This is a genomic window from Bifidobacterium moraviense (assembly GCF_012932365.1).
Classification (GTDB): Bacteria; Actinomycetota; Actinomycetes; order Actinomycetales; family Bifidobacteriaceae; genus Bifidobacterium; species Bifidobacterium moraviense.
This window is the reverse complement of record NZ_JAAIIH010000010.1, coordinates 46,356-67,359: the sequence shown is the minus strand read 5'-3', so window position 1 is coordinate 67,359 and position 21,004 is coordinate 46,356. Positions and strand designations below refer to the sequence as shown.

Genomic DNA, 21,004 nt, shown 5'->3' with positions numbered 1-21,004 from the left:
TCGCCGCCGTCCGGCGTTCTGTTCGTACTGGTCGCCGATGCCGTTCGCACGGTATCGAACCGGTTCGATGACCGATGCGGCGGAACCTCGTCGCCATATCGGGAAAACTCGGACACCGTATCGTTCGGGATCCATGCGCCGCGATCCGCCGTCCATCGGAATGGCCGGGTGAACTGATCGTTGGTGCATCGGAAACTGTCGCGTACAACGTCTTTGTTTATCGAACCGGTTCGATAGTACCCGACGACCCCGCTCGAACGCAACCGACGTCATCGGCGTGTCGCAGATCCCCGTCCCTCACGCGCCCACTGTCACGCGGAGCGTCCCGATCGTCACGCGGAGCGGACGCTCCCGGTGACGCAGACCACCAAATCGTTGGAATATCAACGTTTCAGGCCGATCCGTCATATGGAGCGAACGCGCCGCGTGACGCATACGGCGCTCCGCGTAACTCACGGCTGCGCGACCGACCGGCCGCCGGCTCGTACGCACCGATCCGCGGCTCAGTCGGTCTGGGCGGCCTCGGCGCCGAAGAGCAGCTGGTGCACGGCGTCGGTCATGCGCGTCGTCTCGCCCAGCTTGACCTGCATGGGCACCATGTCGGCCACCACGCCGGCGGGCTTCGCAGGCACGGGCGCGTCGTCGCGTCCGTCCCCGGTCCTGGTCCCGCGTCCAGACGCGACCTCGCCCTCGCCCTCGCTCCCAGCGTCAGCACCGCCACCGACACCGGCACCAGCACCACCCGTCACATGCTTCTCCTGCATCTCCTGCGCCTCGGCACCGGCGATCGCGTCGATCATGCGCCGCGCCGCCGCATCCGCCAGCGCCTCGAAGTCCTGCAGGATCGACGTGATGCGCATGCCCGCCAGATCGGTCACGTACGTGCCGTCGTAGGCCATGATCTGCATCTGGTCGGGGACGCGCACACCCCGGCGCAGCGCCTCCTGCACGCAGAACGCGGCGGCCATGTCCGGCGCCACGATCGCGTCCGCCTCGGGGAAACGGTCGAACGCCCGGCGCGCCGCGGCCTCGTACCCGGCGAAGTCGCTGACCTCGGGCACCTCCAGATAGTCCCAGCGGATGCCCGCCATGTCGAGCGTCTGCTCGAAGGCGAGGTGGTAGCGGATGGGCGGGAACGTGCTGTGGTCGCCGATCACGTCCTGCACGCTGCGCCCGGACAAGGACACCGCCTCCGACGCCGACGCGGGCACGGGTGCGCTCTCCCCCTCCGCGGCGGCATCCGACGCGACGTCCGCCTGCGCCGCCGCCATCTGCGCCGTGAGCAGGTCGTTGTACTGCGAGCGCGGACCGCCGATCTCCACGACGTGCCGCACGCCGGACAGCGCGAACATCGTGGCCGCCAGCTCGCCGCCCTGTTCGTGGTCGGAACCGATGGACGGGATGGATGCGCCCAGATACCGGTCGAACGCCACCACCGGCCGCTGGATCGACGTCCAGTAGTTCGTCGGGTGCGCGGTGTGCCCGCCCATGATCAGCCCGTCCATCATGTGCCGGCGCAGCATGTCCACGTACTGCTCCTCGCCGCCGCCCATGTCCGCCGTGGAGCACACGATCGTGCGGAATCCGGCGTCGAACAGGCGCCCCTGCAGCCCCGCGGTGAGCGTGGCGAAGAACGGGTGTCGGATGGTGGGCACGATGACGCCCACCACGTTGGTGCGGTCGTGGTAGAGGTTGCGCGCCAGTTCGTTGGGCACGTAGTTCAGCGCGTGCATCGCGGCCTCCACCTTGGCGCGCATGGCCGCGGACACGTACCCCGTGCCGTTGACCACCAGGGACACCGTGCTCACCGAGACCCCTGCCTTGCGTGCCACGTCGCGCATTCCCACCATCGCATCCACCTCCATTGGCGACCGTTCGATTCCTGCGAGCCATTGTACTCGAACCGGTTCGCTATGCGGTTCGCCGTGCGGTTCGCCATGTGGGCCGCTGCGCCGTCCGCCTCCGGTTCCGCGGGATCCGCGGCCCCCGCGCGTATGATGGTGGCGAACCATGAGGAGGGTACATGCATCCTGAGCAGCCTGACCGTCCCGCCCGCCCAGAACGCGCGCAGGCCGAACGCGACATCCACACCTTCCAGGTGGCCGACCACGGCGTCGACCCGTCCCCCATGCCCGTGCCCGTCGCGACGGAGACGGTTGCGGCGTCCACGCGACGCGGCGCGCGCCACGCCTCCGCGAACCGCCGCGGCTCCGACTCCGTCAGGCCCGGCAGGCCCGGCGAATCACGCGGATCACGCGCGAACGACCGCTTCGGCCTGAGGGACCTGCTCGTCTGGTGCGGCATCCCGGTGCTCGTGGTGCTGGCGCTGCGCATCCTCGTCTTCCCGCTGTACTGGATCCCCTCGTCGTCCATGATGGACACGATCCTGCCCGACGACCGCGTGGTGACCGTCAGCACGCACGTCCGTCCCACGTCCAAGCTGCAGCGCGGCGACATCATCGTGTTCAAGGATCCGGCGAACTGGCTGGGCGCGGAGAGCACCTCCGGCGGCGACGGCTACCTCATCAAGCGTCTGATCGGCCTGCCCGGCGACACGGTGGCGTGCGATGGTCCCGGCAATCCGGTCACCATCAACGGCGTGGCGATCGACGAGACCTCGTACATCCGCCCCGGATCCGATCCGAGCGCGATGGCGTTCAGCGTCACGGTGACCGAGGGACACGTGTTCGTGCTGGGCGACAACCGCGCCCGCTCCGCCGATTCGCGCTTCCATCAGGACGACGGCGACAACGGTCTGGTGCCGATGGAGGACATCGCCGGCACCGCGCTCCTCACCTACTGGCCGCTGGACCGCATCAGCCTGCTCGACGCGCACCACGAGGTCTTCGACGCCGTGCCGTCCGACGGTTCCGCGACGGCGGGCGCGGCGAACGACGTGACCGCGGCGAACAGCGTGACCGCGGAGGTCGCCGCGCGATGACCGTCCCCGTGCCCACGCTGGATCTCGAACGCCGTCTCGCCGACGAAGGCCACGATCTGATCGCCGGGTTCGACGAGGTGGGCCGCGGCGCGCTGGCCGGCCCCGCGATGGTGGGCGTGGCGGTGATCCGCGCCCGCGACCTGCGTTCCGGCGCCGTGGAGGTGCCGCCCGGCGTGGCCGATTCCAAGCTGCTCACCGAGCGGCGGCGCGAGGCGATCTTCGAGGAGCTCAAGGCGTGGTGCGCCGCGTGGGCCGTGGGGTCCGCGTCGAACGAGGAGATCGACGCGTGGGGCATCGGGCACGCGCTGGGCGTGGCGGCGCTGCGCGCGCTCGACCAGGCCGAACGCGCGCTGGGGCTGGACGACGCCGCGGACGGCGCGGCCTCGAACGTCCGCATCGGCGCGATCCTCGACGGCCCGTACGACTACATCACCAGGACCGTGGACACCTTCGACGCCCCGGATCTGCCGGCGGCGCCGCACGTGGTCACGCAGGTCAAGGGCGACCGCCACTGCGCCACCGTGGCCACGGCCGCCGTGATCGCCAAGGTGACGCGCGACCGGCTCATGACGGACATCGCGCGCGAACATCCCGAGTGGGAGCCCTACGCGTGGGAGCGCAACAAGGGCTACGGGTCGGCCGCGCACCGGGCCGCCATCGCGGAACTCGGCCCCACGCCGCTGCACCGCGTCAGCTGGCATCTGCGCTGACGTCGTCGACTATTTGGAACGTTTGACGTGAACGCTCACAAGCGCACGTCTCCCTGTGTATGCTGGGAGTGTTGTACGCAAGCACTCGGGAAGAAGTAGCAGTGGTAGTGAACGGTGCCAGCGCAAAACGCAGCGGCGGCAAGCGCCCGTCCATGTTCGAGGTCGCACGACTCGCAGGGGTGTCGCATCAGACGGTTTCGCGCGTCATCAACGATTCGCCGGACGTCTCCGACGCCACGCGCGCCAAGGTGGAGGCCGCCATCGCCCAGCTGGGCTACCGGCGCTCCAACTCCGCGCGCGCCCTCGCGTCGAACCGGTCGCGCACCGTGGGCCTGATCGCCTGCTCCATCAACTTCTTCGGCCCCATCAACACGCTCGCCTCCATCGAGACGGGCGTGCGCCGGCACGACATGTTCCTGTCCGTGGCCATCGTGCCGCGCGCCGAGTTCGAACGCCAGGGCTTCGACTCCGCCGCACGCAGCTTCAGCGAGCAGGACGTGGACGCGCTCATCTGCATCGCTCCCACCGACAAGACGCTGCTGTCCGCGCTGCGCATGAGCACCACGATCCCGCGCATCCTGCTCACGTCGTCGCACGGCACGTTCGCCTCGGACGAGGCCGTGGCGCTGGGCGGCACCGGCGGTCCGCTGGCGTTCATCGGCATCGACCAGTGGAGCGCCATGCGCGACGTGGCGACCCTGCTGCACGATCTGGGCCACCGCGACGCGCTGTACCTCACCGGCGCCAAGGGCTGGCGCGACGCCGTCACCCGGCACATGGCATGGGACCACTACGCGGCCAAGCTCGGCATCGCGTCGCGCACGCTGGACGTGGACTCGTGGGATGCCTCCGCGGCCTACGCGGCGACCACCGAGGCGCTGGACGGCTACCTGTCCTCCGGGCAGCCGGTGCCCACCGCCATCGTCACCGCGAACGACAACCAGGCCGCGGCGGTGATGCGCGCGCTGCACGAGCACGGGCTGCGCATCCCGCAGGACGTGAGCGTGGTGGGCTTCGACGACATCCCCGGCGCCGACAACTTCTATCCCCCGCTCACCACCGTGCACCCGCAGTTCGACCAGGTGGGCGTCAAGGCCACCGGCGCGCTGCTCTCGCTGCTCGGCGAGGGCGACGCCCCGGAGTTCGACCGCACCGCGCACGGCATGGGGCTCGTGCCGGCCGATCTGGCGACGCGCGACTCCACCGGGCCCGCGCCGAGCCGCGGCTGAGCGGACGCGCACCGCGATACGGCCGCGCATACGACCCGCGCATACGACGAGGCCGGCACCCGCACGCAGCGGATGCCGGCCTCGGTCGTCAGTCGATCGGCGCGAACGCGATCAGAACTCGCGGTGCTCGCGGTAGAACTTGATCAGGCTCTGCGTGGACGCGTCCTGCGCGGCCAGCGCCTCGTCGTCCTGGGAGATGGCCGGCGTGATCTGCTTGGCCAGCTGCTTGCCCAGCTCGACGCCCCACTGATCGTAGGAGTCAAGGCCCCACACCGTGCCCTCGACGAGGGTGATGTGCTCGTACAGGGCGATGAGCTCGCCGAGCGCGAACGGGGTCAGCGCCACGCCGAGGATGGACGTGGTGGGCTTGTTGCCGGTGAAGACGCGGGCCGGGACGATGGCCTCCGGCGTGCCTTCGGCGCGCACCTCGTCGGCGGTCTTGCCGAACGCCAGCGCCTTGGTCTGCGCGAAGTAGTTGCCGAGGAACAGCTCGTGCACGTCCTGGTCGCCGTCCTTGGTCGGGTTCGGCGTGTTGACGAACGCGATGAAGTCGGCGGGGATGAGCTGGGTGCCCTGGTGGATCAGCTGGTAGAAGGCGTGCTGGCCGTTGGTGCCGGGCTCGCCCCAGAAGATCTCGCCGGTCTGCGTGGTGACGGGGGTGCCGTCCCAGCGGATCGACTTGCCGTTGGACTCCATGGTGAGCTGCTGCAGGTAGGCCGGGAAGCGGTGCAGGTACTGGTCGTACGGCAGCACGGCGTGCGCGGCCACGTTGAAGAAGTTGCGGTACCACACGTTGAGCAGGCCGAGCAGGGCGACGACGTTCTTCTCCACCGGGGTGTTGACGAAGTACTCGTCGATCTCGTGGAAGCCGTGCAGGAACTCCTCGAAGCGCGCCGGGCCGAGCACGACGGCCAGCGAGGTGCCGACGGCGGAGTCGACGGAGTAGCGGCCGCCGACCCAGTTCCAGAAGCCGAACGCGTTGGCGGGATCGATGCCGAACGCCTCGACCTTGTCGAGCGCGGTGGACACGGCCACGAAGTGCTTCTTGATGGCGTCGGCGCGCTGCGCGTCGGAGCCGTCGATCGCGCCGGAGGCCTTGAGGCCCTCGAGCAGCCATGTGCGGGCCTCGCGGGCGTTGGTCAGGGTCTCCAGCGTGGTGAAGGTCTTGGAGACGATGATGAACAGCGTGGTCTCCGGATCCAGGCCCTTGGTCTTCTCGGCCAGGTCGTTCGGGTCGATGTTGGAGATGTAGCGGGCGGAGATGCCGGCGTCCGCGTACGGCTTGAGGGCCTCGTACGCCATGTTGGGGCCGAGGTCGGAGCCGCCGATGCCGATGTTGACGACGGTCGTGATCTTCTTGCCGGTCACGCCCTTCCACTCGCCGGAGCGGACCTTGTCGGCGAAGGCGTAGATGCGGTCGAGGGTCTCGCGCACGTCCTTGACGACGTCCTGGCCGTCGACGATGAGCTTGCCCTCGTCCTCCACCGGGCGGCGCAGCGCGGTGTGCAGCACGGCGCGGTCCTCGGTGTTGTTGATGTGCACGCCGGAGACCATGGCCTTGACGCGCTCGTCGAGCTTGACGTCCTTGGCCAGATCGGCGAAGAGCTTCAGGGTCTCGGGCTTGATGAGGTTCTTGGACAGGTCGAAGTGCAGGTCGCCGGCCTCGAAGGACAGCTGCTCGACGCGGTCGGGTTCGTCGGCGAACCACTTCTTGAGATCGATGCCCTCGGCCTGAAGATCGTCGTAGTGCTTCTGCAGGGCGGCCCAGGCCGGGGTCTGCGTAGCGTCAACCGGAGGATTGATGGCCATAAGAATGGATCCTTTCATCATCACGTTGAAAGCGCCGACGCCGTGATGCGAAAACGCGGCGGCGGCGTTTCCTTCCAGACACGACGATACTCACAAAAGCCGACAGAACCGCACACATTCGGCATCGACGCGCAGACGGCACGCGCGCGACGCCGAAACGTCACCCGCGCGACGCACTCCCGTCACCGCAGCGACATCCGCGCACGCCGCGACGAGCCATGCGCGCTGTGATGCACCATGACGCGCCGCGACGCACCGTGGCTACAGCACGTCCGTCCGACCCACCTCGCGCAGATGCTCCACCATCGCCTTGATCTCCTGGCTGCGGGCTCGCGGCGCCACCAGCAGCGCGTCCGGGGTGTCCACCACCACCATGTCGTCCACGCCCAGCAGCGCCACCAGACGCCCGGAGGCGGGCACCACCACGTCGCCCGCGGAATCGAGATGCGCCACGCGCTCCGTGTCGCCCAGCACCTTGACGTTCGTGGGGCTCACGCTGGGCAGCAGCGCCGCCACCGAATTGAAGTCGCCGATGTCATCCCAGCCGAAGCCGCCCGGCACCATCGCCACGCCACCCGCCAGCGAGAGCGGCTCGGCGATCGCGTAGTCGAACGCGATCTTCTCCAGTCCCGGCCAGTAGCGATCCATCGCGATCAGGCGCGCGTCCGGCCCCGCCATCCACGCGTCGGCGATGCGGTCGAGCGCCTCGGCCAGCCGCGGCTTGTACTCGTGCAGCCGGTCCAGCAGCACGCCGGCGCGCATCACGAACATGCCGGCGTTCCAGCGGTATTCGCCGGTGTTCAGGTACGCCAGCGCGGTGGCGGCGTCCGGCTTCTCCACGAAGCGCTCCACCACGCGCGCGTCCGGGGCGTCGGGCACGGAGTCGGCGAGCGAGGCGCCCTGATGGATGTAGCCGAACGCCGTGGAGGGGCGCGTGGCCGCGATGCCGATGGTCGTCACGTATCCGGCGCGGGCGGCGGCCACGGCCTGGCGCACCGATTCGGCGAAGGCCTTGTCGTCGCGGATCACGTGGTCCGCGGCGAAGGATCCCACCACGATGTCGCGCCCGTGACGGCGCGCGAGCACCGCCGCGGCCAGTCCGATCGCGGCCGTGGAATCGCGCGGCAGCGGCTCGGCAAAGAGCTGCTGCGCCCCGAGTTCCGGCAGCTGCTCGCGCACGGCGGCCTCGTGCTGCGCGCCGGTGGACACCACCACGTGGTCGCCGCCGGCGATGGCGGCCAGTCGGTCGTACGTGGACTGGATCATCGTGCGTCCGGAGCCGAGCAGGTCGTACAGGAACTTGGGTCTGGAGGCGCGGGACAGCGGCCACAGGCGGGTGCCGGTCCCGCCGGCGGGGATGATCGCATAGAAGTCGTCGAAGCCGGCGCCGCTGCCGCCGCCGATACCACTGGAGCCACGTGTCATGCCTCCATTGTCGCCCATGCGCCGACCGCGCACCGAACGCGCACCGAATACGCGCCCGCGATGCGCCGAAGCATCATGCGCGACTCGCGACGGATTGGACAACGTCCGCGGCATGCGGTATGGTCTAATACTCGTGTGCGGATAGCGAATGCTTTCCGGGCACGACGCCACTTTAGCTCAGTCGGTAGAGCGGCTCACTCGTAATGAGCAGGTCGTCAGTTCGATTCTGACAAGTGGCTCCGGCAGCACCCTAGGCGCGTCCGAGCACGGAACGCCTAGGGTTTTGCATATCATGCGGTTGCACATCACGCGCGAGTGGCGGAATTGGTAGACGCGCAGGATTTAGGTTCCTGTGTCCTAGACGTGTGGGTTCAAGTCCCATCTCGCGCACCAGCGCTTCGGCGCGGAAGACCGGGAGGAGCCGGCATCGGCGCGGAAGGCCCGACGCGAGAGGCACTCAGAACAGGGGTCCCTTCTTCTGAGTGTCCGTCCGCGCAAGGACCATCGGAATTCGCGTCGTCGGCAACGGGAAAACCGCATCATTCCGCCAATCGTCAAGGTCTCCGAACGAGGCTCTACCCAAGACACCCACTCAGAAGTAGGGTCCCTTCTTCTGAGTGTTCCCGAATGCCCCTTGAAAAGTCACGCAAAGGCAGTTTCCCCAGAAAAACTGCCTGATCGGCACCTCCCGCCACGCACGCAGGCGACCGCCCGCACGTCCGGACCGACGAAACCCTACAAAACCCCTACGTCCGCATATGCACGCATACGCAACCGACCATTTCAGCGCCCGAATACCGTCAGCTGCGTATGCGCGCATATGAAAAACGGCAGCGGACGCACAGCCCTGCCATGCGTCCGTTGCCATGTCCCTGCGCGGCACGATCGAGCGCGGCCCCGCGAGCCGCATCGGCCGCGCGGATCCGCTTGCCGCGTCAGCCGAGCAGCGCCTCGATCGCGGGCACCAGCGCGCGCAGCGCCTTGCCGCGGTGCGAGATCGCGTTCTTCTCCTTCGGCGTCATCTCGGCGCTCGTCAGCGGCTCGCCCTCGTGGTCGGGGTCGTCGCTGGTGCGGCCGGGCTGGTCGTCCGGCACGAAGATCGGATCGTAGCCGAAGCCGTGCTCGCCGCGCGCCTTGCGGATGATCACGCCCGGCATCTCGCCCAGCTCCACGGTCTCGGAACCGGTCTCGGAACCGGCTGCCGCCGGCACCACCAGCGCGGCGGCGCAGCGGAAGCGGGCCGTGCGCTTGGCGTCCGGGATGTCGTCGATCTGCGCGAGCAGCAGCGCGTTGTTGGCCGCGTCGTGCCCGTGCGCACCGGCCCAGCGGGCGGACAGGATGCCGGGGGCGGCGCCCATCACGTCCACGATGAGTCCGGAGTCGTCGGCGATGGCCGGCATGCCGGTCTGCCTTGCGGCGTCGCGCGCCTTGAGCAGCGCGTTCTCCTCGAACGTCACGCCGGTCTCGGTGGGGTCGTCGAGCCCCAGCGACCCCGCGGACTTCAGCTCGATGCGCGCGGCGTCGGCGCCGAGCCCCTCCTCGAGGATGCGGCGGATCTCCACCAGCTTGCCTTCGTTGTGCGTGGCCACCACCACGGTGATCGTATCGGCCATGGTCCCTCCTCTGTGTGTGTCGTATGTGTCGTGCGATCTGTGTGCGATCAGTCCGTAATCGGCCGCGAATCGATCAGTCGCGAATCGATCAGTCCTGCGCCAGCGCCGCACGCTGCGCGGCCTGCAGCTCCTTGTTGCCCTTGGCCGCCAGATCGAGCAGCACGTTGAGCTCGTCGCGGTCGAACGGACGATGCTCGGCGGTGCCCTGGATCTCGATGAACTTGCCGGAGCCGGTCATCGCCACGTTCATGTCGGTCATAGCCTGGCTGTCCTCCACGTACGGCAGGTCCAGCATCGGCGTGCCATTGATCACGCCCACGGAGACGGCGGACACGGAATCGTTGAGCACGCGGCCGGCGGAGCGGATGTGCTTGTGACGCTCGGCCCAGTGCAGCGCGTCGACGAGCGCCACGTACGCGCCGGTGACGGATGCGGTGCGCGTGCCGCCGTCGGCCTGCAGTACGTCGCAGTCGATCTGGATCTGGTTCTCGCCCAGCGCCTTCATGTTGACCACGCCCCTGAGGCAGCGGCCGATGAGTCGGCTGATCTCGTGCGTGCGGCCGCCGATCTTGCCCTTGACCGACTCGCGGTCGGTGCGCTCGGCGGTGGCGCGCGGCAGCATCGCGTACTCGGCGGTCACCCAGCCGAGCCCCGAATCCTTGCGCCAGCGCGGCACGCCCGGAGTGAACGTGGCCGTGCACATCACACGCGTGTTGCCGCAGCAGATGAGCACCGACCCCTCCGGCGCGTCGGTGAAGTGACGGGTGATGGACACCGGACGCAGCTCGTCCACCTTGCGCCCGTCGGGACGGACCACGGTGCCCGTTCCCGCCAGCAGATCCTTGATCTCAGCCATGCGTAACCTCCTGAAGTTCCTCGCACACCCTAGCACCTGCGCGCGCGTCCGCGCGTGACGTCGCCGCGTGCGAACCCGCTCGCGCCGCGCTCGCACCGCGCCCACGATCCGCCCGCGCATGCGAACGGCCGGCCGCCTCGCGGGGAGGCGCGCCGGCCGTCATCGCCGTCATCCGTCGACCGGAATTCAGGCGAGCGCCTCGCGGTACTTGGCCACGAGCTCGTCGTATTCGGCGTCCGTCAGGTGCTTGCGGTCCGGGTTCATGGCAAACGTGCTGCCCCACTCGAACGGATCGTCATGGTACTTGGGCACGAGGTGGAAGTGCAGATGATGGCCGGTGTCGCCGTAGGCGCCGTAGTTCACCTTGTCCGGGTTGAACAGCTTGTGCACGGCCTCGGCCACGCGCTCCACGTCGGCGAAGAACGCCGCGCGCTGCTCGGGGGTGAGGTCCACGATCTCGCTGACGTGGTACTTGGAGGCCACGATCACGCGTCCCGGATGGCTCTGCTCCTTGAACAGCACCACCTTGGAAGCCGGCAGCTCCGTGATCTTGATGCCGAACGCGTCCAGCGGCGCGCCTTCGTCGCAGTAGGCGCAGGGTTCAGCTTCACTCATGTCGTTCTCCTTTGATTGGCGAGTGAATTCAGGTTCCACTGTACCGCCGCGCCGGCGCGGCGACCGCCTGTTGCCGCGATGTGCAGCGGTTCGACGGCCCCGGCCGGCATGGGCGCATATCACCGCCGCCGGTGCGGGTGCATTTCTGCCGATCCTTGGCATGCATCATGCAAGGATCGGCAGAAATGCGTTCATCGGGCCCGAAAACCGGCCGTCACGACGCAGATCTGCCTACACCTGCGTCATGCGTGCCAAGGATCGGCAGAAATGCGGCGCAGTGCGACGATCGGCGCGCTCTGCACCGGCGCACCGCACCCGCACCGCGTCACCGCGCGGTCACAGCACCTGCGTCTCGGTGGGGATGACCGGCTCGCCCTTCATCAGCGACTGCGCGGTGATCGGCAGTTCGGCGAGCGCCTTGGCGCGGTATTCGTGCGCCGCCGTGATCGCGTCGTGACCCTGGTACCGCGGGTCGATCTCGCCGTGGTCCACGTAGTCCACGAGCAGGTTCTTCCACTCCGGGTCGGGCTCGTAGGCGGCGAGCTTCTCCTCGGAGCCGGAGATCACGTGCTCGCAGTCGGCGAGGTTGTACTCGTAGGAGCGGAACGCGAGCTTGCGTCCGGGCACGGTGGCCTTGTCCTTGCTCTTCTTGGCCACGGGGACCATGGTGCCGTCGGCGCCTTCGCGTTCGGTGAGCTTGTACACCATGGCGCAGGTGGGCGCGCCGGAGCCGGTGACGAGCATGGTGCCCACGCCGTACGAGTCCACGGGCGCGGTCTGCAGCGCGGCGAGCGCGTATTCGTCGAGGTCGTTGGTGACGGTGATCTTGGTGTTGGTGGCGCCGAGGGCGTCGAGCTGGTTGCGCACGCGCTGGGCGAGCGAGGCGAGGTCGCCGGAGTCGATGCGCACGCCGCCGAGCTTCGGACCGGCCACCTCCACGGCGGTCTTGACGGCTTCCTCGATGTTGTAGGTGTCCACGAGCAGCGTGGTGTTTTCGCCCAGTGCGGCGATCTGCGATTCGAAGGCCTGGCGTTCGTCGTCGTGCACGAGCGTGAAGCAGTGCGCGGCGGTGCCGATGGCCTTGAGGCCGTAGATCTGCGCGGCGAGCAGGTTCGCGGTGCCCTTGAATCCGCCCACGACGGCGGCGCGCGCGGCGGCGACGGCGGCCCATTCGTTGGTGCGGCGGCCGCCCATGTCCATGCACGGGCGGTCCTTGGCCGCGGAGACCATGCGGCTGGCGGCGGAGGCGACGGCGGAGTCGTAGTTGAGGATCGACAGCAGCAGCGTCTCCAGCAGCGTGCATTCGCCGAACGTGCCTTCGACCTGCAGGATCGGCGAGTTGGGGAAGAACATCTCGCCTTCGCGGTAGCCCTTGATGGAGCCGGTGAAGCGGAAGTGCTCGAGCCACTTGATGGTCTCGGGGCCCACCACCTTGCGGTCGGCGAGGAAGCGCAGGTCCTCGTCGGACAGGCGGAAGTGCTCGAGCGCGTCGAGGATGCGCCCGGTGCCGGCCACCACGCCGTAGCGGCGTCCTTCGGGCAGGTGGCGCGTGAAGATCTCGAACACGCACTTGCGGTCGGCGGTGCCGTCCTTGAGGCATGCGTCGAGCATGGTGTATTCGTACATGTCGGTCATCAACGCCGGCGAATAATCGGTGTAAGCGCCCATCAGGTTCCTCTTTCGCTTGGATCGCCCATATCGCGCGTTCGCCGCCCGCCCCGGCGCGCCCGCCGCAACGTTCGCGGCCGATTCGGCGACTTGGCACAGTTGGTTCATCAGTGTACTCGTCGGCCGCTCGCTCACTTATAGTCATTCTGACCATTCGCGTGTCGCGTACCGCGCATCGCCGCGGCGCCCGCGGGAGACTAGGCTGGAGGCATGAGACTCGTGGCAGGGATCTTCAGACTCGTCGCGGCCGGCCTCGCGATCGCCGGCACCGTTCCCACATGGTCGGGCATGCGGCCGTGGGACTGGGTGTTCTTCACCAACCAGTCGAACCTCGCGTTCGCGTTCGTGATGCTGTGGGCGGGCGCGGCGAGCCTGGTGCGCGGCATGCAGCCGCCGGCGTGGCTCAAGGGGTGCGTGACGCTGTACATGGCGATCACCGGCCTGGTGGCGTGGCTGGTGCTGCCGCCGGCGGTGATGGGCCCGGACACGTTCACGGTGCTCGGCCTGGCGGCGCCGACGATCGTGCACGTGATCACGCCGATCATGGCCGGGGCGGACTTCCTGCTCTTCGACGCGCACCGCCGCTTCGCGTGGCACTACGTGTTCTCGTGGCTGATCTACTTCCCGCTGTATCTGGCGTTCGTGCTGCTGCGCGCGGCGATCCTGCCCGACGCGCCGCTGTCCAACGGTTCCCTGTACCCGTACCCATTCGTCGACGTCGCGCAGATCGGCTGGGCGCAGCTGGGCCTGAACGCGGTGACGTATCTGGGCGCGTTCCTCGCGGGCGGTCTGGTGCTGTTCCTCGTCGACCGCGTCCTGCCGGACCGCGCGCCGCTGGGCTGAACGCGATGGGTGCGGCGCGACCTCCCGCGCGCGAGTCATCGGCACCTCGTGGCACGATGGGACGCGAAGACAACGTTGTTCCGACGTTGTTTCACGTGAAGCACTGAGTTCAAGGAGGAACCGATGTTCCAGCCCATCGAGACGTACGAGCCCGCGCCCGGGCGCTACGACGCCATGACCTACAACCGCTGCGGCGCGAGCGGTCTGAAGCTGCCGGCCGTGAGCCTGGGCTTCTGGCACAACTTCGGCGACCACACGCCGTACGAGCAGATGAAGCAGCTGGCGTTCACCGCCTTCGACAACGGCATCACGCACTTCGATCTGGCGAACAACTACGGCCCCGAGCCGGGCGCCGCCGAGCGCAACGCCGGCAGGCTCATCCGCGACTACTTCGCCGCCCACCGCGACGAGCTGATCATCAGCACCAAGGCCGGCTACGAGATGTGGCCCGGACCCTACGGGGACAAGGGCAGCCGCAAGTACCTGCTCGCCAGCCTCGACCGGAGCCTGGAGCGTCTGGGCCTGGATTACGTGGACGTCTTCTACCACCACCGCCCGGATCCGGACACGCCGCTGGAGGAGACCATGGGCGCGCTCGCGCAGGCCGTGAGCTCCGGCAAGGCGCTGTACGTGGGCCTGTCCAACTACGACGGTCCGACGATGGAGCGCGCGGCCGCGATCCTGGACGAGCTGCACGTGCCGTTCGTCATCAACCAGAACCGCTACAACATCTTCGACCGCACGATCGAGCGCAACGGGCTCAAGGAGACCGCGAACCGCATCGGCAAGGGCATCATCACGTTCAGTCCGCTCGCGCAGGGCCTGCTCACCGACCGCTACCTCAACGGCGTGCCCGTCGACAGCCGCATCGCCACCGACGGCCGCTTCCTGCACGGCAGCGACCTGACCGAGGCGCGCCTGCAGCAGATCCGCGACCTCAACGCCATCGCCGCGCAGCGCGGCCAGACGCTCGCCGAGATGGCGCTCGCCTGGATCCTGCACGACGGCCAGGTGACGAGCGTCCTGATCGGCGCCTCCAAGCCGCAGCAGATCCTCGACAACATCGCCGCCCTGAAGAACCTCACCTTCACCCCCGACGAACTCTCCGCCATCGACTCCATCGCCGCCCGATCCGTCTGACCCGCACCTCAGGCACGCAAGGGGCCGCTCACGGCCGGCCCCGCCGCGCATCGCCATCTGGTGCTCCCAACCTGAGCACAGGCTGGCCTAAGCGCAACGGGACGCGGCCATAAGCCGCGTCCCGTCTTTGGCGCTCAAAAAACCTGAGCACAAGCCTGTCGCATATGGGGGAAGCCCCGCTTGATGCGAGACCGTAAGCTTGGCCGAGCGGCCTTGAGCGTGTCTCGCATCAAGCGGGGCTTCCCCCATATGCGACCCCAGCGAACGGCTCACCCCATCATCTCTTCGTAGATCCGCTTGCAATCCGGGCACACCGGATACTGCGACGGATCGTGCTTGGGCACCCATACCTTGCCGCACAGCGCCACGACGGGCCTGCCGGTGAGGCGCGATTCGGCGATGCGCTCCTTGGAGACGTAGTGCGCGAACCGGTCGGCGTCACCGCCGTCGTCCTTCTTGGTCTCCTCCTCGGTCTCGGGGCGTTCGAGCACGGCGGTGCCGGTGCCCTGGTCGGGGGCGGAGAGGGGGCTCAGCGGGTCGGACAGATCATCTTCGAAAGCGTTCATGGCTCCCATCATAGGTCGGCGGCCGCGCTTCCGTCAGTCTTCCACGCGTAACAAGTTGCCGCCCCGCGGTAGGCTGTTGTCCATGACAATCGCAGTTTGCCCCGGCTCGTTCGACCCCGTCACCGCAGGACATCTCGATGTGATCGAGCGTTGCGCGAAGTTCTTCGACGAAGTGCATGTGGTGGTGGCCATCAACGCGGCGAAGACGCCGATGTTCTCCGTGGAGACCCGTACGGACGTGATCCGGCGCGCGCTGGACAAGGATGGTTTCCCGAACGTGAAGGTCGGTTCCACTTCCGGGCTGATCACGGAGTACTGCAGGCGGGTGGGCGCCGAGGTGATCGTGAAGGGTCTGCGTCAGAACGGCGACTATGAGGCGGAGCTGGGCATGGCGCTGGTGAACCGCAAGCTGGCGGGCGTGGAGACGCTGTTTCTGCCGGCGAATCCGGCGCTGGAGCATATTTCGAGTTCGATCGTGAAGGACGTGGTGCGCCACGGCGGCGATGTGACGGGCATGGTGCCCAGCTGCGTGGTCACGATGCTGGAGGAGGCCGTGGCCAAGGAAAGGAGCCGGTGATGGTGGACGATCAGCGGACCGAGCAGTTCTCCGCGCGCGGTCGCGACGATGACGACGATACGGGCGAGGCGCATACCGTGGAGCCCGGCAGCGTGGAGGAGCTCGACGTTTCGGACGATACCGACGATTCGGCGGCTCCGGTGTCGTTCGCCCCGTTGGATGTGACGCCGCAGTCGTCTCCCGCGGTTCCCGCGCAGTCCGCGCAGCAGGCCCCGGCCGCGCAGTCCTCCGCCGCGCCGTCCCTGTCCACGGACGCGATGCCCGCGCCGCTGCCGTTCCCGGAGCCGATCCGCGAGCATGTGGAGCAGCCTCGGCCGGCGGTGGCGGACGATCAGGTCACGGAGCCGGTGCACAAGGCGCGTCATGCCTCCCCGGCGGCGTCGGCGGATCCGAGGCCGGCCGCGCAGCAGCCGTCGGTGCCGCGGATGCCGGATCTGCGCGCCACCGGCGACGATCGTTCCCGCAACGAGTTCACCACGGTCTACGACATTCTGGACGGCATCGAGTCCACGCTGAACGAGGCCAAGGCGGGGTTCTTCACGCCGAACGTCGTGAAGGTGGACCGCGACGAGCTTTCCGCGCAGCTGGAGGAGCTCAAAAAGATGCTGCCGGTGCAGCTGGAGCGCGCGAGCGCGCTGATGCGCGAGGCGGAGCGGCGTCTGGAGGGCGCGCAGACGCAGGCGAACGCGATCGTGGCCGCGGCGCAGTCGCGTGCGGCGGACATGATCAAGGAGGCGAACGACCAGGCGCAGTTCCTGTCCGGCCAGGAGAACGTGGTGGCGCTCGCGCAGGCCAAGGCGCGTGCCACGATGGAGACCGCGCAGGCCAAGTCCGACCGTCTGACCAACGGCGCGGACAAGTACTGCGTCGAGGTGATGCAGTCGCTCGACCAGCAGCTCGACAAGCTCAAGCAGGATGTGAACGCCGGTCTGAACGTGCTGTATGCGCGTCAGCAGCGCGCCGCGCAGGACTATGCCGCCGTGCAGGCGGCCGCCCAGTCCGACGGCGTGTCCGGCACCGACCAGGAGGATCAGCAATGAGTCGTCCCGAAGATTCCCCGTGGGCCGTTTCCGTGGCCCAGATCGCCGCGCGCGCGGGCCAGAGCAAGGCCATCGACCGGGCGTTCCCGGCGCCCGACGGCATCGGCGACAGCATCGTGGGCGTCACCGCCGGCGATGACGTGCAGGTGACCGGCAGCTTCGATTCGATCGTGGACGGCATCGTGTTCACGGGTCGCATCACGGCGCCGGCGCACGCGGAGTGCACGCGCTGCCTGAAGCCCATCACGCATGACTGGACTGCGGACGTGACGGCGTTCTTCCCGTTCGACGGTTCGCGCGACTCGCGCGATTCCCGCGGCAGGGGCGGCGACGAGGTGGACATCGTGGCCGGCGAGGACGAGTCGGAGGACACGTATCCGCTGATCTCCGGCGGCGCGTTCGCCGACATCGAGGCGCTGCTGCGCGACACGCTGGTGGAGACGCTGCCGCTGCAGCCGCTGTGCCGCCCGGACTGCCGCGGCCTGTGCTCCCAGTGCGGCGTGGACCTCAACGAGCATCCCGATCATCATCACGACGTGACGGACATCCGCTTCGCCGCGCTGGCCGATCTCAAGGCGAAGCTCGAGGAGCAGGAGCGCAACGCCTGACGCGCGCCGCGACGGACGGATCGCGCCGTCGATTGGACATTGTTCGCGCCTCGCGCTACACTACTGAACGCTTAAGCTCATTTTCGTTCGAACGACAAAAGAGGATTAATCATGGCTCTGCCTAAGTACAAGACCTCGCGCGCCAACACGCATTCGCGCCGCGCGAACTGGAAGGCGTCTGCCGCGCAGACGACCACCTGCCCGAACTGCGGCGCTCCCGCTCTGCCCCACATGGCGTGCCCGAGCTGCGGTTCCTTCCGCGGCCGCGTGTACCGCGCCGCCATCAAGTCCGCCCACACCAACTGAGGTATCGGCGCGACGTGATCGCGAGCATCAAAAGCCCTGCCATCGACGGGTGGCGGGGCTTTTTGCTATCCGCGTCGCGGCAGTCGGCGCGATCACCGCGACGGCGGCGCGACGGCGTCGCAAAGTCCTCGCGAGACGATAGGGATTGACATATGACTGAGGAACACGAATCCGTCCGAACCGCCGCTCCAGAACCGGACATGAGCGGCAACGTCCTGCTGGAGGCGCTCGGCACCACGCTCGCGCCCGAGCTGCTGGTGCAGGCGCTCACGCACCGCTCCTTCGCGCACGAGCATCCCGGAGCCAGGCACTACGAGCGTCTGGAGTTCCTGGGCGACGCGGTGCTGGAGCTCGTCACCACGGAGACGCTGTACACCGCCCATCCGGACATGACGGAGGGCCAGCTCGCCAAGATGCGCGCGAAGGCCGTGAGCGAGGAGGCGCTGTCCGCGGTGGCGCGCGAGAAGCTGCACGTGGGCCCGTACATCCTGCTGGGGCACGGCGAGGCGGAGGACGGCGGCGCGGACAAGAGCTCCATCCTGTGCGACATCGTGGAGTCGCTGATCGGCGCCACGTTCATCTCCCACGGCATCGACGAGGCGCGCAAGGTGGTGCATCATCTCATCGACGACACGCTCGCCGAGGTGGCCACCGAGGGACCGGCGCTCGACTGGAAGACGTCGCTGACGGTCAAGGCGCACGAGATGGGCCTCGAGGAGCCGCGCTACCGCATGCGCGTGGACGGTCCGGAGTACGCGCCGGAGTTCACGGCCAAGGCGACGATCGGCCCGAAGGACGAGATCATCGGCACGGGCAGGGGCACGTCCAAGCGCAAGGCGCAGCTGGCCGCGGCCGAGGCGGCGTGGCACACGCTGGACGACTGGGAGCGCCAGGGCACGGCGAAGCGGCACGGCGGACGCTGACGGCGTCCCTCGCGCCCGGCGGCGGCACGCGCGCGGCGCCGACCGCCACCATGCAGACGCCGGGACGTCCGCCTGTCGGCACGGCGCTTACACTGTAAGAATGCGGCGATGCCTTGCGCCACAAGCGTTCGGCACCGCGGAGACCCTGCCCCGTCCGAAGCGCACCCGCGTCGGCGGCGGCAGGGCGGTACGTAGTTTGACGGACTTGATGGAGAGAGAACATCATGGCTACTCCCACCCCCCTGCAGGCGTTCAGCGCGCTGCCCAAAACCACTCCCGAGGTCGATCGGCAGACGATCGTCAACGGCGAGAAGATGACCGGAGCCAAGGCGCTGGTCCGCACGCTGGAGGATCTGGGCGTCCAGGACGTCTTCGGCATTCCCGGCGGCGCGATCCTGCCCGTCTATCACGAGATCAACGACGACACCAAGTTCCGCTTCGTGCTCATGCGCCACGAGCAGGCCGCCGGCCATGCCGCGGAGGGCTACGCCGTGGCCACGGGCCGCGTGGGCGTGTGCCTGGTGACCTCCGGCCCGGGCGCCACCAACGTGGTCACCGCCATCGCGGACGCGAACATGGACTCCATCCCGATGGTCGTCATCACCGGCCAGGTGGGCGTGCCCGCCATCGGCACCGACGCGTTCCAGGAGGCGGACATCGTCGGCATCACCTACCCGGTGTCCAAGCATTCGTATCTGGTCACGCGCGCGCAGGACATCCCGCGCGTGCTGGCCGAGGCGCACTACATCGCGCGCACCGGTCGTCCCGGCCCCGTGGTGGTGGACCTCACCAAGACCGCGCAGGTGGGCGAGATGTACTACTCGTGGCCGCAGCGCATGATCCTGCCTGGCTACAACCCCACCGTCAAGGCGCACGGCCACGTGCTGCGCGACGCGGCGAAGCTGTTCGCGCAGTCGTACCGCCCGGTGCTGTACGTGGGCGGCGGCGCGGCGCGCTCCGACGCGGGCGAGCTGGTGGAGAAGCTCTCGGAGATCACGGGCGCCCCGATCGTCACCACGCTGCCGGCGCGCGGCGTGGTCCCGGACTCCAACCCGCGCAACCTCGGCATGCTGGGCATGCACGGCACGATCGCGGCCACCGGCGCGGTGCAGCGCGCGGATCTGCTCGTGGCGATCGGCGCGCGCTTCGACGACCGCGTCACCGGCAAGCTGGACGCGTTCGCGCCCACGGCCCGCGTGATCCACATCGACATCGACCCGGCGGAGATCGGCAAGAACCGCGTGCCGGACGTGCCGATCGTGGGCGACGTGTCCGCGGTGCTCACCGACCTCATCCCGGAGATCGAACGCACGCAGGCCATCCAGGGCAAGCCGAACCTCAAGCCGTGGTGGGAGCTGCTGGACGATCTGCGCGCCAAGTACACGATCCACTACGACGAGCCGGAGGACCAGCCCACGGACGGGTCGCTCTCGCCGCAGTGGGTGGTGGAGCAGCTCTCCAAGCACGCCGACCCGTCGACGATCTGGGTGTCCGGCGTGGGCCAGCACCAGATGTGGGCGTCGCAGCTCGTGGACTTCGAGCATCCGCACTCGTGGATCAGCTCGGGAGGTCTGGGCACGATGGGCTTCGGCCTGCCGGCCGCGATCGGCGCGTCCGTGGGCTCGCAGCGCGAGTTCGAGGCGAAGAAGCCGGTGTGGCTGATCGACGGCGACGGCTCGTTCCAGATGACCAGCGAGGAGCTGGCGGCCGCGTTCATCGACCACGCGCCGGTGAAGATTGCCATCCTCAACAACTCGGTGTACGGCATGGTCCGCCAGTGGCAGACGCTGTTCTACCAGCACCACTATTCGCAGACGAACCTGCTGGACGGCGAGGCCCGAGAGGACACCCCGGCCGAGGAGTTCTTCGACGTGCCGGACTTCGTGAAGCTGGCCGAGGCGTACGGCTGCGTGGGTCTGCGCGCGTTCACGCCGGAGCAGGCGCTGGATGCGATCAGGCAGGCGAACGAGATCACGGACCGTCCGGTGCTCATCGACTTCCGCGTGTACAAGGACGCCATGGTCTGGCCGATGGTGTCCGCGGGCGCCTCGAACGACACGGTGACGTACCGCCCGGGCGTCAATCCGCTGGTCAACAAGCCCGCCGAGTGAGCGCAAGAGCGTCAAGAGCGTAAG

The 21,004-nt window shown here is 68.5% G+C and carries 19 protein-coding genes and 2 tRNA genes; 13 read left to right on the top strand and 8 right to left on the bottom strand.

The window, feature by feature from the left end; translation table 11 throughout:
• Positions 1-503: 503 nt before the first annotated feature.
• Complete coding sequence (locus G1C96_RS07060) at positions 504-1,850, bottom strand: LacI family DNA-binding transcriptional regulator (protein ID WP_169275885.1); 1,347 nt, start codon at positions 1,848-1,850, stop codon at positions 504-506.
• Between the two features lie 173 nt (positions 1,851-2,023).
• Between G1C96_RS07060 and lepB the strand changes: the two genes are divergently transcribed.
• The 3 genes from lepB (at position 2,024) to G1C96_RS07045 (ending at position 4,880) form a co-directional block, all read left to right on the top strand.
• Complete coding sequence (gene lepB, locus G1C96_RS07055; RefSeq protein ID WP_205832085.1) at positions 2,024-2,941, top strand: signal peptidase I; 918 nt, start codon at positions 2,024-2,026, stop codon at positions 2,939-2,941.
• A complete protein-coding gene (locus G1C96_RS07050; RefSeq protein WP_169275884.1) occupies positions 2,938-3,651 on the top strand; it encodes a ribonuclease HII in 714 nt (237 codons plus the stop codon). The genes lepB and G1C96_RS07050 overlap by 4 nt, the downstream gene beginning before the upstream one ends.
• Positions 3,652-3,803: 152 nt before the next feature.
• On the top strand, positions 3,804-4,880 hold the full coding sequence (locus G1C96_RS07045; RefSeq protein WP_169275901.1) for a LacI family DNA-binding transcriptional regulator: 1,077 nt from the start codon (positions 3,804-3,806) through the stop codon (positions 4,878-4,880).
• Between the two features lie 111 nt (positions 4,881-4,991).
• On the opposite strand, the gene pgi is transcribed toward G1C96_RS07045, so the two are convergent.
• Together pgi and G1C96_RS07035 are read right to left on the bottom strand one after the other, a co-directional pair.
• A complete protein-coding gene (gene pgi, locus G1C96_RS07040; RefSeq protein WP_169275883.1) occupies positions 4,992-6,689 on the bottom strand; it encodes a glucose-6-phosphate isomerase in 1,698 nt (565 codons plus the stop codon).
• Positions 6,690-6,950: 261 nt separating this feature from the next.
• Positions 6,951-8,114, bottom strand: a complete 1,164-nt coding sequence (locus G1C96_RS07035) for a mannose-1-phosphate guanylyltransferase (RefSeq protein ID WP_169275882.1) — start codon at positions 8,112-8,114, stop codon at positions 6,951-6,953.
• Between the two features lie 166 nt (positions 8,115-8,280).
• Here G1C96_RS07035 and G1C96_RS07030 point away from each other — a divergent pair.
• Both G1C96_RS07030 and G1C96_RS07025 read left to right on the top strand, forming a co-directional pair.
• Positions 8,281-8,353, top strand: a tRNA-Thr gene (locus G1C96_RS07030).
• Positions 8,354-8,423: 70 nt separating this feature from the next.
• A tRNA-Leu gene (locus G1C96_RS07025) sits at positions 8,424-8,507 on the top strand.
• A 542-nt stretch (positions 8,508-9,049) separates the two neighbouring features.
• Here the strand turns inward: G1C96_RS07025 and G1C96_RS07020 are convergent.
• The 4 genes from G1C96_RS07020 to G1C96_RS07005 all read right to left on the bottom strand — a co-directional run bounded on the left by G1C96_RS07020 (position 9,050) and on the right by G1C96_RS07005 (position 12,866).
• The gene (locus G1C96_RS07020) at positions 9,050-9,715 is read right to left on the bottom strand and encodes a non-canonical purine NTP pyrophosphatase (protein WP_169275900.1); all 666 of its coding nucleotides are present in this window, start codon (positions 9,713-9,715) and stop codon (positions 9,050-9,052) included.
• A 100-nt stretch (positions 9,716-9,815) separates the two neighbouring features.
• Positions 9,816-10,583: a ribonuclease PH gene (rph, locus tag G1C96_RS07015; RefSeq protein ID WP_169275881.1), complete on the bottom strand. Its 768-nt coding sequence runs from the start codon at positions 10,581-10,583 to the stop codon at positions 9,816-9,818.
• A 186-nt stretch (positions 10,584-10,769) separates the two neighbouring features.
• The gene (locus G1C96_RS07010) at positions 10,770-11,198 is read right to left on the bottom strand and encodes an HIT family protein (protein ID WP_169275880.1); all 429 of its coding nucleotides are present in this window, start codon (positions 11,196-11,198) and stop codon (positions 10,770-10,772) included.
• A gap of 336 nt (positions 11,199-11,534) precedes the next feature.
• Positions 11,535-12,866, bottom strand: coding sequence for a nicotinate phosphoribosyltransferase (locus tag G1C96_RS07005; RefSeq protein WP_169275879.1), 1,332 nt, complete (start codon positions 12,864-12,866; stop codon positions 11,535-11,537).
• 210 nt (positions 12,867-13,076) lie between these two features.
• Here G1C96_RS07005 and G1C96_RS07000 point away from each other — a divergent pair, with 210 nt between their 5' ends.
• Positions 13,077-13,709, top strand: coding sequence for a Pr6Pr family membrane protein (locus tag G1C96_RS07000; RefSeq protein WP_169275878.1), 633 nt, complete (start codon positions 13,077-13,079; stop codon positions 13,707-13,709).
• Between the two features lie 123 nt (positions 13,710-13,832).
• A complete protein-coding gene (locus G1C96_RS06995; protein WP_169275877.1) occupies positions 13,833-14,849 on the top strand; it encodes an aldo/keto reductase in 1,017 nt (338 codons plus the stop codon).
• A gap of 269 nt (positions 14,850-15,118) precedes the next feature.
• Here G1C96_RS06995 and G1C96_RS06990 read toward each other — a convergent pair whose 3' ends face one another.
• Positions 15,119-15,415 carry a DUF3039 domain-containing protein gene (locus G1C96_RS06990; RefSeq protein WP_205832083.1) on the bottom strand — a complete coding sequence of 99 codons (297 nt, stop codon included), beginning with the start codon at positions 15,413-15,415 and terminating at the stop codon, positions 15,119-15,121.
• Between the two features lie 82 nt (positions 15,416-15,497).
• Here G1C96_RS06990 and coaD point away from each other — a divergent pair, with 82 nt between their 5' ends.
• From coaD to G1C96_RS06960, 6 genes are all read left to right on the top strand, one after another.
• The gene (gene coaD / locus G1C96_RS06985) at positions 15,498-15,992 is read left to right on the top strand and encodes a pantetheine-phosphate adenylyltransferase (RefSeq protein ID WP_169275875.1); all 495 of its coding nucleotides are present in this window, start codon (positions 15,498-15,500) and stop codon (positions 15,990-15,992) included.
• Between the two features lie 257 nt (positions 15,993-16,249).
• The gene (locus G1C96_RS10135) at positions 16,250-17,032 is read left to right on the top strand and encodes an ATP synthase subunit B family protein (protein ID WP_417852177.1); all 783 of its coding nucleotides are present in this window, start codon (positions 16,250-16,252) and stop codon (positions 17,030-17,032) included.
• Positions 17,029-17,640, top strand: coding sequence for a YceD family protein (locus tag G1C96_RS06975; protein ID WP_169275874.1), 612 nt, complete (start codon positions 17,029-17,031; stop codon positions 17,638-17,640). The genes G1C96_RS10135 and G1C96_RS06975 overlap by 4 nt, the downstream gene beginning before the upstream one ends.
• 111 nt (positions 17,641-17,751) lie before the next feature.
• A complete protein-coding gene (gene rpmF, locus G1C96_RS06970) occupies positions 17,752-17,946 on the top strand; it encodes a 50S ribosomal protein L32 (protein ID WP_169275873.1) in 195 nt (64 codons plus the stop codon).
• A gap of 200 nt (positions 17,947-18,146) precedes the next feature.
• Positions 18,147-18,869: a ribonuclease III gene (rnc, locus tag G1C96_RS06965; protein ID WP_169275899.1), complete on the top strand. Its 723-nt coding sequence runs from the start codon at positions 18,147-18,149 to the stop codon at positions 18,867-18,869.
• A gap of 224 nt (positions 18,870-19,093) precedes the next feature.
• Positions 19,094-20,980: an acetolactate synthase large subunit gene (locus G1C96_RS06960; protein WP_169275872.1), complete on the top strand. Its 1,887-nt coding sequence runs from the start codon at positions 19,094-19,096 to the stop codon at positions 20,978-20,980.
• Positions 20,981-21,004: the final 24 nt, after the last annotated feature.